The following is a 15,196-nucleotide window of genomic DNA, read 5'->3' on the forward strand; positions in this document are numbered from 1 at the left end:
GCGAGTGTAACTGAATCGTTAAAGGGCACAATACGTTGCCGTGCTCGCCCGGCCTGCCGGGCCGGCGTAGAATACGCGGCCATCCTACCGGGTCGTGATGATTGGATTTCGCCGATTTGCCCGCAAATCGAGCACATCGCCCACACCGATCCGAGACCGAAGCAGGTATCACCGTGTCCGTCCTGACCATCATCGAATTTCCCGATCCGCGCCTGCGCACCGTTGCGGCTCCCGTGACCGTGTTCGACGCCGACCTGAAGCAGTTCGTCGACGACATGTACGAGACCATGTACGCCGCCAACGGCGTGGGTCTTGCCGCCACTCAGGTCAACGTTCACCAGCGCGTGCTGGTGGCCGACATGAGCGACGACCGCAGCGGGGCGCTGGTCCTGATCAACCCCGAAATCCTCGAAAAGGATGGCAGCCAGGTCTACCAGGAAGGCTGCCTGTCGTTCCCGGGCATCTACGCCGACGTGACACGCGCGCTCAGCGTCAAGGTCCGCGCGCAGGACGTCACCGGCAAGGAGATCGTGGTGGACGCCGAAGGCCCGCTCGCCGTATGTATCCAGCATGAGATGGATCATCTGGCCGGCAAGGTGTTCGTGGACCACCTGTCGCCGCTCAAGCGCAGCCTTCTGTTGAAGCGCATGGAAAAACAGCGTCGGGCCAGTGCCTGACCCCATGACCAGCCCCTTGCGCGTCGTTTTTGCGGGAACGCCGGAATTTGCCGTTCCCTGCCTTGAAGCCTGCCGCGCCTCTGGCGCGAATGTGGTCGCCGTTTACACCCAGCCGGATCGCCCGGCCGGCCGTGGCCGCAAGCTCACGGCCAGCCCGGTGAAAGAAGCGGCCCTGGCCGCCGGCATCCCGGTGGAGCAGCCCGAATCGTTCAAGGCAGATACCGACCGCGATACGCTGGCCGCTTACGAGCCGGACCTGATGGTCGTCGTGGCCTATGGCCTGATCCTGCCCCGCAAGGTGCTGGCCATCCCGCAACTGGGTTGCTGGAACGTCCATGCGTCACTGCTGCCGCGCTGGCGCGGCGCCGCCCCCATCCAGCGAGCCATTCTGGCGGGCGATGCCGAGTCGGGCGTCGACCTCATGCAGATGGAAGCGGGGCTGGATACCGGTCCCGTGCTGATTGAGCGCCGCACGCCCATTTCGGGCGAGGAAACCGGCGGCACGCTGCATGACCGCCTTTCAGCGCTCGGCGCCGATGCGCTTCTTGAAGGCCTGCGCCGGGTAATGGCAGGCGAAACGCTGATACCCCGGCCGCAGCCGGAAGAAGGCGTCGCCTATGCGCACAAACTGGACAAGGCCGAGGCGCTCATTGATTTCGCGTTACCCGCCGACCACGCGGCACGCAAAGTCCGCGCGTTCGACCCGTGGCCGGTGGCTGAAGCCGATCTGGCCGGGGAGCGCGTACGCATCTGGGCTGCCGTCCCGGTACAAGGCGCGGCGGGTGCGACGCCCGGCTCGGTCATCGCCGCCAGCAAGCACGGCATTGACGTCGCCTGCGCCGAGGGCGCGCTGCGCATCCTCTCGCTCCAGCGCTCCGGCGGCCGCCGCATCGGTGCTGCGGATTACCTCAATGCGCGGCCCGAGCTTCGCCAGGCCCGCGCGTGACCACGCTGTCGACCCGCGCCCTGGCGGCCGAGGCCATGGCCGATGTGGCGCTGGCCGGCCACTCGCTGCGCGAAGTCATCGACCGCACGTCAAAAAAGATCCCCGACGCCCGTGACCGCGCGCTGCTCATGGCGTTGTTGAGCGAAGGTGCCCGCTGGTGGCCGCGCTATGACGCCGCCATTGATCGCCTGCTCGACAAGCCCCTGCGCCGCAACGAGCCGACCATCCACGCCCTGCTGGTCCTCGGCATCATTCAGCTTGAAGTGCTGGAACTGCCTGGCTACGCGGCCGTGGCCGCCACGGTGGAGGCCGCGCGCGAACTGCGCCGCCCGCGACTGGCCGGCCTGGTCAACGCGGTGCTGCGCCGCTGGCAGCGCGAACGGGACACCCTGATAACCGCACTGGACGCCACGCCGGCAACCCGCCACGCCCATCCGGCATGGCTGGCCAAAGCGATATCCAGCGACTGGCCCGGCCACGCCGAAGACATTTTCGCCACCAACAACCAGGAGCCATCGCTGATGCTCCGGGTGAATCGCCACCGCGCCGACCGTGAAGAAGTGGCCGAGGCGTTGCGCGTTTCCGGCCAGAACGTTGCCCTTCATCCCTGGCTGACCGACGCGCTGGTGCTGCCGCACAGCACGGATGTCACCCGTTTGCCGGGTTTTGCAGAAGGCCATTTCGCCGTGCAGGATGGCGCCGCCCAGGTGCCCGTCGATCTGCTCGACGTTCGCGATGGCCAGCGCGTGCTTGATGCGTGCGCGGCTCCCGGCGGCAAGGCATGTCACGTGCTTGAACGCGCGGATGTCACGCTGACCGCCGTCGAATTCGAAGCATCGCGCGCGTCACGCATTCAGCAAAATCTTGATCGTCTCGGCCTCCGCGCGAGCATCATCATTGGCGACGCTGGCGCTCCAGATGCCTGGTGGGATGGTGTTCCGTTTGATCGCATCCTGATCGACGCGCCCTGCTCGGCTACGGGCGTCATTCGCCGTCGTCCCGACGTTCGGCTGCACCGTCGCCCGAATGACATTGCCGCACTCAATGCACAGCAATACCGCATTCTCGATGGCCTCTGGCCCACGCTGGCTACCGGTGGCCGGCTGGTCTACGTCACCTGCTCGCTACTGCGAGCAGAGAACGAAGCCATCGTGCTGCACTGGCTCTCAACACGAAGCGACGCGCGCGCTGTCGACATCACGCTGCCTGTCGGACAAGCCGCCGCCGTGGGCTGGCAGATTCTGCCCGGCAACGGCGATCTGGACGGCATGTATTTCGCGGTAATCGAAAAGCTCTGAGTGCATTTGCACGACACCACGTCGTGTCGTGCGCTGCGTTGTGCTCTTGCGCACAACTTTCGTCGCTGCTAAGTCTCCACTAAGAGCGATCAGCGTCGCACTGTGTACCATAGGGGTCTGACTGCTCGAAGCACGACCCTGAAAAGTCGTACCCATCCCCGGCTTCGCATCAAGAGACTGCTCGACTCCATGCATTCGTCCACGCCCGCCACTCCGGCTGACCGTCGCGCCTTCTGGCTGATGTTCTTGTTTGCGCTGGTTGTGATCGGCGCAGGTATCGGCCTGCGCGATCCCTGGCCATCGGACGAACCGCGCTTCGCACTGGTGGCTCACTACATGATCGAGAGCGGGGACTGGCTATTCCCGCACCGCGGCTCGGAACTGTATTCGGACAAGCCACCGATGCTGATGTGGCTTGAGGCCACCAGTTATCTGCTGGTGCGTGACTGGCGCATTGCATTCCTGTTGCCGTCGCTGCTCGCCACGCTGGGCAGCGTGCTGCTGGTGTACGACCTCGGCCGCCGACTGTGGAATCGCCAGGCTGGCGTGTACGCGGGCATGGCGATGCTGATGTGTTTTCAGTTCGTGTATCAGGCAAAGCGCGCGCAGATTGATCCGCTGGTGGGCTTCCTGATTACCGCAGCCAACTACGGCTTGCTGCGGCATACGCTGCTCGGCCCCAACTGGCGCATGTACTGGTTCGGCTGCTTCTGCGCAGGCCTCGGCGTCATCACCAAGGGCGTTGGCGTTCTTGCGCTGCTGATGCTGATCCCGTATGCCATAGCGGCACGGTGGCGCTGGAACGGTGTGCCGGTCATGGGCCGTGGCGCATGGTGGCGCTGGCTGCTGGGCCTTCCCGCCATGCTGCTCGCCATCTCGCTGTGGCTCGTTCCCATGCTGCTCGCCGCGCGGGCGCACGCCCAGACGAATCCGGAATACACCGCGTACGTCAACGACATCCTGTTCCGCCAGACGGCCGGGCGCTATGCCCATCCGTGGCAGCATGCGCAGTCGACGTTCTATTTCATTCCCGTCATTCTCTTCAGCTGGCTGCCGCTGTCGCTGGTGTATCCGGGCACGGTGCCACGCTGGTGGCAGGCACTGAAGGCCAAAGATGCGCGCATTCTTCTGCCGCTCGCATGGATCGTGCTGATCCTGATTTTCTTCAGCGCATCGCCTGGCAAGCGCGATGTGTACATTCTTCCTGCCGTGCCCATGCTGGCCCTGATCACGGCCCCCTATCTCAACGAACTGCTCGCCACGCGCTGGCTACGTACCGCAGGCCTCGCGTTCATCGCCCTGCTCGGCACCGCCATGCTGGTGGTGGGAGTGTGGTCACTGGTGGGACATCCCGGATTTGCTGCCACTCTCGCCACGTCTCGGGGACTGAGCGGCGGCGAACATTCCATGTGGTGGATGTGCATCACGGTGGGCGCGGCGCAACTGGTGCTCGCAGCCATCTTCCGCGTGCGTCATGCCGTGTGGGCCCTGGTCAGCGGCATGGCCGTGCTCTGGCTTGCATGGGGACTGTGGGCGTCCCCACTGCTCAATGACTCCAGTTCATCCGCCGGGATGATGCGTGACGTGCGCTCGCATCTGGCACCCGGTGACGATATCGGTCTGATCGACTGGACCGAACAGAACCTCCTCATGCTGGGCCGACCCGCTGTCGATTTTGGCATCAAACAGTCCACGCGAAAGCAGTTCACCGCCGGTACGCAATGGCAGGCGCAAGCGCCGGACACGCGCTGGCTGTTCGGACAGGATGGTGCGCTGGGCGAATGCATCCGCCGCGACAAGGCTATTGATCTGGGCTACGCTAACCGGCGCCAATGGTGGCTCTTCCGATCTGATGCCGTCGTGCCTGGCTGCACGCCCGCCAAAGACGACAACCAGCCTACGAATCCGGATGATCCCGACTAACAAGCGGTGCCAGCTGATCGCGCGAGACAATGGCGCAGGACTGAGTCGTGATGTTCTACGCATAGCCGATGCCCTGCGTGCTTGCGGAAACGAAGCCACTCCGCTTGGACTTCCACACCGGGGCCGCCTTGCCGAATGGATGACGCGGCTGGCATGGAGTCGTCGCGCGCCCGCATTCGACCTGAACCTGATGCTGGAGCGCATTCGCCCCGAGTACCTGCGGGCCGCGATGCGCAATGTGCTCATACCCAACCCCGAATACTTTCGTCCGGAGGACCGCGCTGCGCTCAAGGACATGAATGCGGTGTGGGTAAAGACGCGTCACGCGGCTCATCTGTTTGAAGCGCTCGGCGTCGAAACGCACTTCATTGGCTTTGACAGTGAAGATCGCCAGCGCCTGGACGTGCCACGAAAGCACGCCTTTTTCCATGGCCCCGGGCGCAGTGGCAATAAAGGCACACAGGCGCTGCTCCGGCTGTGGGCGAAGCATCCTGAATGGCCCATGCTTAACGTCGTGTGGCGACGCAAACGCGTAAACCTCGATACCGTCCCGCCCAACGTCACGCTGCTACGCGAACACATCAGCGACGACGATTATCGCCGCATGCAAAACGAACACCGTTTCCACCTGTGTCCTTCGCAAACCGAGGGCTATGGACACTACATCGCCGAGGCAATGAGCTGCGGTGCCGTGGTGATCACGCTTGACGCCGCCCCGATGAATGAACTGGTCACACCAGAGCGAGGGGTGCTGGTTGCCGCACGCCAGGGCGGTACGCAGGATCTGGCCACGCTTTATGCGTTCGACGATGCATCCATGGAAGCAGCCATTGAGCACTGCCTGTCCATGGACGAGCAAACCACCGCCGCACTGGGGCAGGCAGCCAGGCAATGGTTTGAAGACAATCGCGCCTCATTCCCCGCACGTTTGCAGGAAGCGCTTGTCGCACTGAACTGACACCCGGCAATGACTCAGCGTGCCGCGCCAAACTCGGCCAGATGTCCGTCGATGCCGCGTTCGCAGCGAACGATATGCTGCTCCACCGTGTCACGAAACAGCCTGTTGTTCGACAGACTCATGTCGTTGACATCGGGCTGGGCACGCGATGCGTGCTCAAGATGCAGCGCCAGCGCCGCCCACTTGAGCTGACGCCGCTTCACACCCGCGTTACCAAGGCGCGCCGCCAGCTCACGATCTTCCGCGCCGTAGCCTTCCATGCGCTCGTCGAAGCCGTTCACACGCAGAAGATCGTCGCGCCAGAAGCTCATGTTGCAACTCATCACGCGGCCGCCATTGCGCTTGCGTGCCTTCCAGCGCGCAAGCATCGGCTGATGGAACGCGTACAGGCGACGGGTTCCATCGAAGACGTTGAAATCAGCGGGAATCCACGGCGCAAACACGGGCTTGCCACCGGACAACAGTCGCGCCGTCTCTGCATCCGTGACCTTCAGGCGACCACCCTGAAGAAAATGGCCACGCTCAGCCAGCATCAGATGATCGGCGACGAAGTCGCGATGCAGAAGCATGTCGCCGTCGATGAGGATCACGTAATCGCCCCGCGCAGCAGCGAACCCGCGGTTTCGCGCACGCGCTGCACGGAAGCCGGCGTCTTCCTGCCACACATGGCGAAGCGGTACGGGGAAGCGTGCAGCAAAGCCTGCTACCAGCTCGGCCGTCTGCGCGGCTGAGCCGTCGTCGGCCACAATCACCTCGTCCGGCAGCGTGCTTTGCGCCGCCACGCTGTCAAGCACGACACGAAGCGCATCGGGCCAGTTGTAGGTAAGGACGACGAGGCTGACTTTCATGCGGGCTTACTTCTTTCCACCGCGCATGCCATGGGCAAGAATCGCCACCGCACGCTGCAGACGCTTCCAGCAGGTGGCAGGGCCACGCAGTGCAATGTCGGCATACATGCAGGCTTCCTTCCAGTCAGGGCGCGCCCGGGACTTGAACTCCTGCTTGACCAGATCCAGCGTATGGACGTCCAGATGCATGCGGTCAGCGTAGAAGTTGATCAGGCTGCGCGAACGGAATTTCGCAAGAAACTCGCCCGCTTTCTTCTGATCGTGCCACCAGCCGTTACGCCCGTGAATGCGGTAATCGACCTGTCCGGTCGGAAGAAAATATTTCTTCGCGCCCAGCACGCTTGCACCAAACACCAGACAGTTGTCGGCGGAAATACGCCACTGCGCCACGAAGTCCGGCGGCAGATCCAGCACGCGATTGGCCAGCGTGCGACGCAACGCCAGCGCGGAGGTGGGAGCACCGTACCAGTGTCCGCGCACCCAGGTGGCAAGCACGGTATACCCGATGTCCTGCGCTTCGTCGGCATATCCCTGGCGACCGCTCTCGTTGCCAATCAGCTGCACGTCCGAGAACACGAAGTCGATGTCTGCACGGGTGTCGAAAACCGCTGCCAGCTCGCGCAGATAGTGGGTACTCCAGCGATCGTCCGCGTCCAGGAAGCACACGACGTCGCCAGCAGCCTGCGCCAATCCCCGCTGAAATGCGGCTAGCTGGCCACCATTGGGGCCAGTGATCAGGCGAACGCGCGCATCGTTCCCATAGTGCTCGCCAAGCAGTTCGAGCGAGCCATCCGTCGAACCATCGTCGACAACAATCACTTCCAGTGGCGCGCGGCTCTGGGCCAGTGCACTGTTGACTGCCTCAACGACGAAGTCGCGGTAGTTGTAATTGGTAACGACAACCGAGAACGTCAGTTGCGCCATGTCACTGGCTCAGCATATGGCGGAAATAGCCGATGGTTTCGCGCAGGCCATCGTCAATGTGCACTTTCGGCTCCCAGCCCAGCTTTTCGCGGGCCAGAGAGATATCAGGCTGACGCTGACGCGGATCGTCCTGCGGCAGCGGCTGGAAGATGAGCTTCGACTTGCCGCCGACCATCGCGATGACTTTTTCAGCCAGCTCGCGGATGGTGTGCTCGTGCGGATTGCCGATGTTTACCGGGCCGGGGAAGTCGGGGTCGGTCTCCATCATGAGCGTCATCGCGTCGATCAGATCGTCCACATAGCAGAAGCTGCGCGTCTGCTGACCATCACCGTAGATGGTGATGTCTTCGCCCTTCAGCGCCTGCACGATGAAGTTGCTGACCACGCGCCCGTCATTGGGATGCATGCGCGGGCCGTAGGTGTTGAAGATGCGCACGACCTTGATCGCCAGCGCGTGCTGACGGTAATAATCGAAGAACAGCGTTTCGGCGCAGCGCTTGCCTTCGTCGTAGCAGCTGCGGATGCCGATCGGATTGACGCGGCCCCAGTAACCTTCCTGCTGCGGGTGGACTTCCGGGTCACCGTACACTTCGCTGGTAGACGCCTGAAGGATCCGGGCATTCAGCCGCTTGGCCAGACCCAGCATGTTGATGGCGCCATGCACGCTGGTCTTGGTCGTCTGAACCGGATCGTACTGGTAGTGAACAGGCGATGCGGGGCAGGCCAGATTGAAGATGCGGTCCACTTCGACGTACAGCGGGAACGTGACGTCGTGGCGCATCATCTCGAACTGGCTATGGCCCAGCAGGTGAGCGATGTTCTGCTTGCTGCCCGTATAGAAATTGTCGACGCACAGCACTTCGTGGCCATCACGGATCAGTCGATCACACAGGTGCGACCCAAGAAAGCCGGCACCACCGGTCACAAGAACTCTGCTCATTACACCATCTCGAAGCCGTGAGCGAACACGGCGGGTTGTTAATTACCGGGAATGATATCCGGGCTGCCCGCTTCGCGCTTGCGAAGAGCGAGAGCCACGGCAAGGGACACCGGAAGCCAGACGAGAATCCAGCCCGGCCGGGGGCTGTCCAGCAACTGCGGCATGTCGAACTGCAGAACGACCGAGGCATACACCCAGAGGCCCAGCAGGATTCTGCCCCGGAATTCGTGACGCTGACGCCAGCCCTGCCAGCCTGTCAGGAACCACAGCGCGAGGGTGAGTGCCAGCCCGGGAATGCCCAGTTCCAGCAGCACCTGGCTCAGCACGTTATGACTGTGCGTATAGACCTGGCCGGCGACCCAGAGCGAGATGGGCGTGCCCTGCCCCTGACCCAGCCAGGGGTGCTGCGCGATTTGCAGCAGCGATTGCTCCAGCAACTGCGGGCGCAGCGACGTGCCGCGCTCGGTCAGCAGGTGCGTGGGAATCGCGATGGCTACGGCCAGCACCAGAAGACCGATGGCGATCAGCCAGTGACGCAGCCGCATCGACTGCCACAGAGGCGCCAGCACCACACAGGCACCCAGCGCCAGCCACACGCCGCGGGTATGGGTCATGCCCACAAAGGCCAGCAGCGCGAGGATGGCAAGCCAGCGCAGCGCGGACAGCGTGCGCATCGGCAGGCGCAGCTGGGTCAGCCAGATGACCACCGCGCCCATCAGCGCAGCGGCGTAATTCGTAGTGGCGATGGTCCCGTCGCCCGAGATGCGCTCGGACGGGTCCGGGTGCAGCAGGAAAAGCACGCAATAGAAACCCGCACACAGCGCCACGCCCATGCCGCCCACGAAAAGCAGCGCATTGGGGTAGTCGTCGGTGTCGGCGTCCCATATCTGCCAGGCCAGCACAAAGGTCATCACGCTGAGCAGACGCCCTAGCTCATCACCGGGTCGGCGCAGGGCGGCCCACGCCAGCGACACCGTTGCCCACGCAAGCATCAGCAGGAACACGCGAAACAGCGGCAGGGGCCAGAGACGGCGCCAGAGGCGGCCACGATGCGCAAAGGCCAGGCAAAGCGCTGGCAGGTACATCAGCACAATCAGGCTGCCCTGATAGGCCTTGCCCGGATTGAACGACGCGCCAGCGGGCATGACGACCATGCCGAGCAGGAGCCACAGCACGCCAAAACCGAGCACGAAACGCCATGGATCGCGACGGAGCGAGGTCAGCATGTCGGCGACGGTCGTGCCTGAAATGCGCGTCGTCCCTTGCGCGTCCGCCAGGTCGCGCTTGACTCCCTGCGGCGAAGGAACCGGATCACTCATACGGACAGACATTCCCGACGCTCAACTCCGTAGATCAAGTGGCTCATTTTAAAGTGGATATTGCGGCGCACATACTGCGGGATCTGACCTGAAAACCAGCCGACCACGAAAACCTGCCACGAATTCAATCCACTAAATCACATTCGGGATGCCCTGTAGCTAGAATACACGACATGCCCACGCTCCCCATCACCCTCGTCGTCATCACCCACAACGAGGCCGAGAACATCGCCCGTTGCCTGGACAGCGTGCCGTTCGCGGCGGAAAAACTCGTGATCGACAGCGGCAGCGAGGACGACACGGTAGCCGTAGCGCAGGCGCATGGTGCCCGGGTGGTTCATCAGGACTGGCTGGGCTTCGGCCCCCAGCGCAACGCGGCCGCCACGCACTGCACCCACGACTGGATTCTGGCGCTGGACGCTGACGAATACCTGTCTCCGGGCCTGGCCGCGGAGCTCGCCGAAAAGCTTCCGGCCCTGATGGCGGGCAACAGCCCCGCCATCATCCTTCGCCGCAGCACTGTGTACATGGGCCGCCCCATGCGCTGGTACCGGCCCGCCATGGGCGAAAAGATGGCGCGCATCTACCACCGTGCCCGCGCCCGCTGGGCGGATGTGCGGGTGCATGAGTCGCTGCGCTACGAAGGCTCGGCGCCGGTGATGAAAACACCGTTCAACCACGCCAATAACCCCACTCTCGTGCACAAGCAGCTCAAGGTGCTTCGCTACTCGGAGCTCAAGTGCATCGACTGGCTGGACAAGGGCAAGCCGGTTCGCATGTGGCAGGCGCCGTTTGTTTTCTTCCTGGCCTTTATCAAGGACTATCTGTTCCGACTGGCCTTTCTGGACGGCTGGCGCGGCTTCATGATCGCGCAGACCGCGGCCAGCTATGCCCTGTACAAGCGCATGCGCTACTACGAAATGCGCAACAACCCCGATTCGGTACGCATGGCCAAGGCCGCCCTCACCCGCCACAAGATTGATCGCTGACTCATGCCGGATAAAAAGAAGCATTACCTCCTTTATGGCTCGGAGCGCTACGCGCTGGCGATTCTTCGCCCGCTTCAGGAGGCCATCCGGGCGCGCGGTGATGAGGCGGCGTGGTTCTTCGACGGCCCCGGTGGCGAAGACCTGGTGGCTGGCGAAACCTGGCTGCGCACGACCGAAGAGGTCCGGCATTTCAACCCCATCGCCGTGGTCACTTCCAGCAATGCGGTGCCGCATTTCTTCCCGGGTGTGAAGGTTGAGACCTTCCATGGTTTCGATGCCGGCAAGCCCCGGCATATCTATATCCGTGGTTTCTTCGACCTGTACTGCACCACGGGCCCCCGCGACACGAAGGCCTTCGGCGACATCGCCAGCAAGGTGGGGCACTTCACGGTGATGGAAACCGGCTGGCCGAAGCTCGATCCCTTCATGAAGGAAATCGGCGAAGGGCCGGTGCCGCCCGTGCGCCAGCCGCCGGTGATCCTGTACCACTCCACGTTCTCGCCCTCGTGGAGCGCGGCTGAAATCCTGTACGACAAGGTCCGGCAGATGTCCCGCGATGGCCGCTATCGCTGGATCGTGACCTTCCATCCGAAGATGAACCCGGAAACCACGGCGAAATTCCGCGCGCTGCAAAACGAGCACCTGCGCTTCGCCGACGACGACAACATCCTGGATCTGTTCGGTCAGGTCGACATGATGTGCTCGGACACCTCCTCGGCACTCAACGAATTCCTGCTCACGGGCAAGCCCGTGGTCACCTTCAAGAATCGCCGGCCGGGTCCGCAGCTGATCGACATCGACGATCCGGCGCAGTTCGAGCCGGCAATTGAGAAAGCACTTTCCCGTCCGCCCGAGCTGATGAAGGCCATCCGCGACTACGCCGATTCGATCCACCCCTACCGGGATGGCCATTCGAGTGAGCGGGTGCTGGACGCCATCGACCGGTTCATCGCGGCTGGCGGGCGCAGCCGCAAACGCAAGCCCATGAATTTCTGGCGCAAGCTCAAGATCCGTCGCCGCATCGGTTACTGGGGCCCGGCCTGAACCCCTGCACCGTCCATTGACGGCCGCCGCGGTACGCAGTTGCACGTCGTAAGCGATATGCACCTTCAAGCGTTTAGACTGACCCACACTAGAAAACGGTGACGAGACCCTTGCCCGCCAGCGCCTTTACCCGCTCCGAACACCTTCGCGCCCTCTGGCCCTGGCTGCCTTTGTGGGCCGCGATGTCCCTTCTGGCCATTTTCTCGCATGGCCCGATGCCGATGTTCTCCACGCGGACGCTCGCCGTGGCATGGGAAATGTGGGCGCACGGTCACTGGCTGGTGCCCTACATCAACGGCGCCCCGTACAGCGAGAAGGTGCCGCTGCTGTTCTGGTTCATCCATGCGGGCTGGTTCGTCTTCGGCGTCAACGACATCTGGCCGCGCGTGCTCGAAGTGCTGTTTGGCGGCATCCAGCTTGTGCTGGCTACCGTGCTCGCGGCGCGCATGTTCCCCACCCGTCCGTGGGTGGCTCGCGCTACGCCCTGGTTGCTGATGTCGCTGTCGTACGCCTTTCTGTTCGGCCAGCAGATCATGTATGAGGTGCTGCTGTCCGTCTGGGTGCTGGGCGCCATTTTGTGCCTGACGCCCACACGCCGTCGGGCTGAACCGCGCTGGTGGCTGTTCGGCCTGCTGGTGGGCGCGGGCCTGCTCACCAAGGGACCGGTGATGCTGGTCCACGTGGTATTCCCCCTTCTTCTGGGGCCGCTGTGGAACGACTGGGCACGTCAGAACAAGGCGCGCTGGTACGGCTTTGGCCTGCTGGGCATCCTCCTTGGCCTCGCCCTGCTGCTTGCATGGGCCATCCCGGCCGGCTTCGCGGGGGGCGATGAATACCGTCAGCGCCTCTTCTTCACCCAGACCGCCGGTCGGGTTGTGGATGGTGCACACGCTCACGCATTGCAGAATCACGCGCGCCCGGCCTGGACTTACCTGCTGTGGCTGCCGGCCCTCCTGTTCCCGGCCATCGGCTGGCTGCGTGCCGTCGTCGGTGTTCCCGGCATGCTGTTCCAGCGCCCGTGGAACCGCCTGGTCGCGCCCGCGCTCGCCCTGTCGGCGATATCCGGCGTCGCCCTGCTTGTGATTGGCCTGGCTCACCTGAGTGTGCCCAACGGGCTGCCCCAGATACTGGTCATCGCATTCATCCTGCCGCTGTTCATCGCCCTGCTTGGCCAGCCGCTTGAGCCGGGTGTGCGCATGCTGCTGTGCTGGCTGCTGCCCACCCTGCTGGTCTTCTCGCTGATTACCGGCAAGCAGGCTTACTACGTGCTGCCGGAATTCGGGGGCGCCGTCATGCTGATCGCGGCAGGCGTGGCTCACCTGCGCGAACACCACCCCCGGATGGCCTCGCGCTATCTGCTGGGCACCTGGCCGCTCGCCGTGGGCGGATTTGTCCTGGCAGCGGCCCTGTTCGCCATGCCCACCCTGGTGGCGCATGGACACCTGACCGGCGTATGGGTCGTGGACCTCGCGCCCTACGCGCGCTTCTTCGCCGTGGTGTTCGTCGTGCTGGGCGCACTCCTGCTTCTGCACGGACGCGGCGAAATGCGACGTCTGGCCTTCGCCGGCCTGATCGGCACCGTGGCCATCAATGCCCTGTGGACGCTGGGCGCCTGGCACAACTACGACTTCCACCCGGCGGCACGCTACCTCAGCGCAGCCGACGCGGCAGGCCAGCCCATCGCGAACCTTGGTCGCGGTTACAACGGCCAGTACCACTTCGCCGGGCGGCTGATGCATCCCATCGTGCGTATCAACGAAAGCGGCAACGCATCAAACGATGCGCCTGACGACGACGATGACGACAACACGCCGCACAATGGCGACAGCCTGTACGAATTTGCACGCAAGAGCCCCAATGGCGTCGTCGTCTCCTACGCCAGCAAACTGACCCCGACCGACCTGCGCTACGCGCGCCTGGTCCAACCGGCGTTTTCCAGCTGGCTGCTGATCTGGGACGCGCGCACCCTGGCAGCGCTCCGCGCAGGCCGGGTGCCGCCTGACCCGAGGCAGCCCACGCTCATGTATCCCACCGACTACTGGCGCTACAAGGTGGTGCGTTGAACGACGACATGCTCGACCGGCTTCGCGCCCAGACCGGCGGCGTCCGCGATGGCGCCCTGTTGCGGTTCTCCATCGCCAACACGCTGCTGGGACTCAGCCGTTATGCCGAGGCGGCGGACGAATTTCGCGAAGCCCTGCGCTTCGACCCGACGTACTCGGCCGCGTGGAAGCTGCTGGGCAAAGCGTTGCTGGCGGCAAACGACGAACCCGGCGCTGCCGCCGCCTGGACCTCAGGCATCGAAGCGGCGGTACGCCGCGGCGACAAGCAGGCCGAGAAAGAAATGACCGTGTTCCTGCGTCGGCTTCCTGGCCAGTAACCGCAAGCCGGACACCGGATCAGCGATACGGGCTCGGCCGGTCGCCCGCCGTGTAGCGCTTGTAGTGCCACTGGTACTGCGGAAAAGCCCGCTCCACGCACGCCTCCACACCACGGTTCAGCGCAGCGCACGCCACCTTCAGATCGTTGCTGGCCAGTCCTTCCGGCGCGGGCAGGATGTGAATGCGGTAACCCGCCCCGTCAGGCAGCCGCTCGGCAAAGCTGAACAGAACAGTCGCCCCCGTCCTGGCTGCCAGGCGGGGCAGGAGAACGCCAGTGAGCGCGTCCACGCCGAAGAACGGCGCGAACTCGCCCTCGCCTTCGCGGGGTTTCTGGTCCGGAAGAATGCCCACCGACCCGCCGGCCGCCAGACGCTTGTACAACGCCCGCACGCCCGCACCCTCAGCCCGCACCTGCTCCGGCGCCAGCGCTCCACGCACCTTGCGCAACAGGGCTTCAATGGCGGCGATGCGGGGCGGCCGATACAGGATGGCCATCGGCGTGCGGCTGCACAGCCAGTAGTTGAGCAATTCCCAGCAGCCCAGGTGCGGCGCGGCGATGATGACTCCCTTCCCGGAGGCCAGCGCCGCATCAAACAGTTCCACGCCACGCACGTCGCGGATCAGCTTCAGCGCACGTGGGGCGCCGGCGCCCCAGATACTGGCCATCTCCGTCACGGACTTGCCGCTTTCCTCCATCGTCCGCGTCAGCAATTCCTGCTGCGCAGTGTCGGTGAGGTCGGGGCGGGTGAGCCGGAGATTGACCGCCGTGTACCGCGAGGCGCGGGTGCCACGACGCAGCGAAAACCGCCCGATAGCCGCACCGACGGCATGAACGGTGCGCAAAGGGGTCAGGCTCACGAGCCGCAGAAGGAGATAAACGAGGTAGATGTCCGGACGCATCCACACAGTTTAGGGCATGCGCGACAGATCCCCCTTCCCCGCGCGCGCC

At 64.0% G+C, this 15,196-nt stretch carries 14 protein-coding genes; 9 read left to right on the forward strand and 5 right to left on the reverse strand.

Annotated elements, in window-relative coordinates:
• Nucleotides 1-173: 173 nt before the first annotated feature.
• From def to FHW69_RS04990, 5 genes are all read left to right on the forward strand, one after another.
• Complete coding sequence (def, locus tag FHW69_RS04970) at nucleotides 174-677, forward strand: peptide deformylase (RefSeq protein WP_183421882.1); 504 nt, start codon at nucleotides 174-176, stop codon at nucleotides 675-677.
• Between the two features lie 4 nt (nucleotides 678-681).
• Nucleotides 682-1,623 (forward strand): methionyl-tRNA formyltransferase, encoded by a 942-nt coding sequence (gene fmt, locus FHW69_RS04975; protein WP_183421883.1) that lies wholly within the window; start codon nucleotides 682-684, stop codon nucleotides 1,621-1,623.
• Entirely contained in the window at nucleotides 1,620-2,921 is a 1,302-nt protein-coding gene (gene rsmB / locus FHW69_RS04980) for a 16S rRNA (cytosine(967)-C(5))-methyltransferase RsmB (protein ID WP_343203960.1), read from the forward strand. The genes fmt and rsmB overlap by 4 nt, the downstream gene beginning before the upstream one ends.
• A gap of 189 nt (nucleotides 2,922-3,110) precedes the next feature.
• Nucleotides 3,111-4,844, forward strand: a complete 1,734-nt coding sequence (locus FHW69_RS04985; protein WP_183421884.1) for a glycosyltransferase family 39 protein — start codon at nucleotides 3,111-3,113, stop codon at nucleotides 4,842-4,844.
• A 139-nt stretch (nucleotides 4,845-4,983) separates the two neighbouring features.
• The gene (locus FHW69_RS04990) at nucleotides 4,984-5,802 is read left to right on the forward strand and encodes a glycosyltransferase (protein WP_183421885.1); all 819 of its coding nucleotides are present in this window, start codon (nucleotides 4,984-4,986) and stop codon (nucleotides 5,800-5,802) included.
• A gap of 14 nt (nucleotides 5,803-5,816) precedes the next feature.
• Here FHW69_RS04990 and FHW69_RS04995 read toward each other — a convergent pair whose 3' ends face one another.
• The 4 genes from FHW69_RS04995 to FHW69_RS05010 are packed head-to-tail and all read right to left on the reverse strand — an operon-like array spanning nucleotide 5,817 to nucleotide 9,845.
• A complete protein-coding gene (locus FHW69_RS04995; protein ID WP_183421886.1) occupies nucleotides 5,817-6,650 on the reverse strand; it encodes a glycosyltransferase family 2 protein in 834 nt (277 codons plus the stop codon).
• Between the two features lie 6 nt (nucleotides 6,651-6,656).
• Nucleotides 6,657-7,574 (reverse strand): glycosyltransferase, encoded by a 918-nt coding sequence (locus tag FHW69_RS05000; RefSeq protein WP_183421887.1) that lies wholly within the window; start codon nucleotides 7,572-7,574, stop codon nucleotides 6,657-6,659.
• Between the two features lies 1 nt (nucleotide 7,575).
• Nucleotides 7,576-8,514, reverse strand: coding sequence for a UDP-glucuronic acid decarboxylase family protein (locus tag FHW69_RS05005; RefSeq protein WP_183421888.1), 939 nt, complete (start codon nucleotides 8,512-8,514; stop codon nucleotides 7,576-7,578).
• 38 nt (nucleotides 8,515-8,552) lie between these two features.
• Nucleotides 8,553-9,845, reverse strand: a complete 1,293-nt coding sequence (locus FHW69_RS05010; RefSeq protein ID WP_183421889.1) for an O-antigen ligase family protein — start codon at nucleotides 9,843-9,845, stop codon at nucleotides 8,553-8,555.
• A gap of 161 nt (nucleotides 9,846-10,006) precedes the next feature.
• On the opposite strand from FHW69_RS05010, the gene FHW69_RS05015 reads away from it, so the two are divergent.
• The 4 genes from FHW69_RS05015 (at nucleotide 10,007) to FHW69_RS05030 (ending at nucleotide 14,246) form a co-directional block, all read left to right on the forward strand.
• Nucleotides 10,007-10,822: a glycosyltransferase family 2 protein gene (locus tag FHW69_RS05015; RefSeq protein WP_183421890.1), complete on the forward strand. Its 816-nt coding sequence runs from the start codon at nucleotides 10,007-10,009 to the stop codon at nucleotides 10,820-10,822.
• A 3-nt stretch (nucleotides 10,823-10,825) separates the two neighbouring features.
• The gene (locus FHW69_RS05020) at nucleotides 10,826-11,866 is read left to right on the forward strand and encodes a CDP-glycerol glycerophosphotransferase family protein (RefSeq protein ID WP_183421891.1); all 1,041 of its coding nucleotides are present in this window, start codon (nucleotides 10,826-10,828) and stop codon (nucleotides 11,864-11,866) included.
• A 110-nt stretch (nucleotides 11,867-11,976) separates the two neighbouring features.
• Nucleotides 11,977-13,929: a glycosyltransferase family 39 protein gene (locus tag FHW69_RS05025; RefSeq protein WP_183421892.1), complete on the forward strand. Its 1,953-nt coding sequence runs from the start codon at nucleotides 11,977-11,979 to the stop codon at nucleotides 13,927-13,929.
• A complete protein-coding gene (locus FHW69_RS05030) occupies nucleotides 13,926-14,246 on the forward strand; it encodes a tetratricopeptide repeat protein (protein ID WP_183421893.1) in 321 nt (106 codons plus the stop codon). Before FHW69_RS05025 ends, FHW69_RS05030 begins: the two co-directional genes overlap by 4 nt.
• Before the next feature lie 19 nt (nucleotides 14,247-14,265).
• Here the strand turns inward: FHW69_RS05030 and FHW69_RS05035 are convergent, their stop codons facing one another.
• The gene (locus tag FHW69_RS05035) at nucleotides 14,266-15,147 is read right to left on the reverse strand and encodes a lipid A biosynthesis acyltransferase (protein WP_183421894.1); all 882 of its coding nucleotides are present in this window, start codon (nucleotides 15,145-15,147) and stop codon (nucleotides 14,266-14,268) included.
• Nucleotides 15,148-15,196: the final 49 nt, after the last annotated feature.

The organism is Luteibacter sp. Sphag1AF, assembly GCF_014192715.1.
Lineage (GTDB): Bacteria > Pseudomonadota > Gammaproteobacteria > Xanthomonadales > Rhodanobacteraceae > Luteibacter.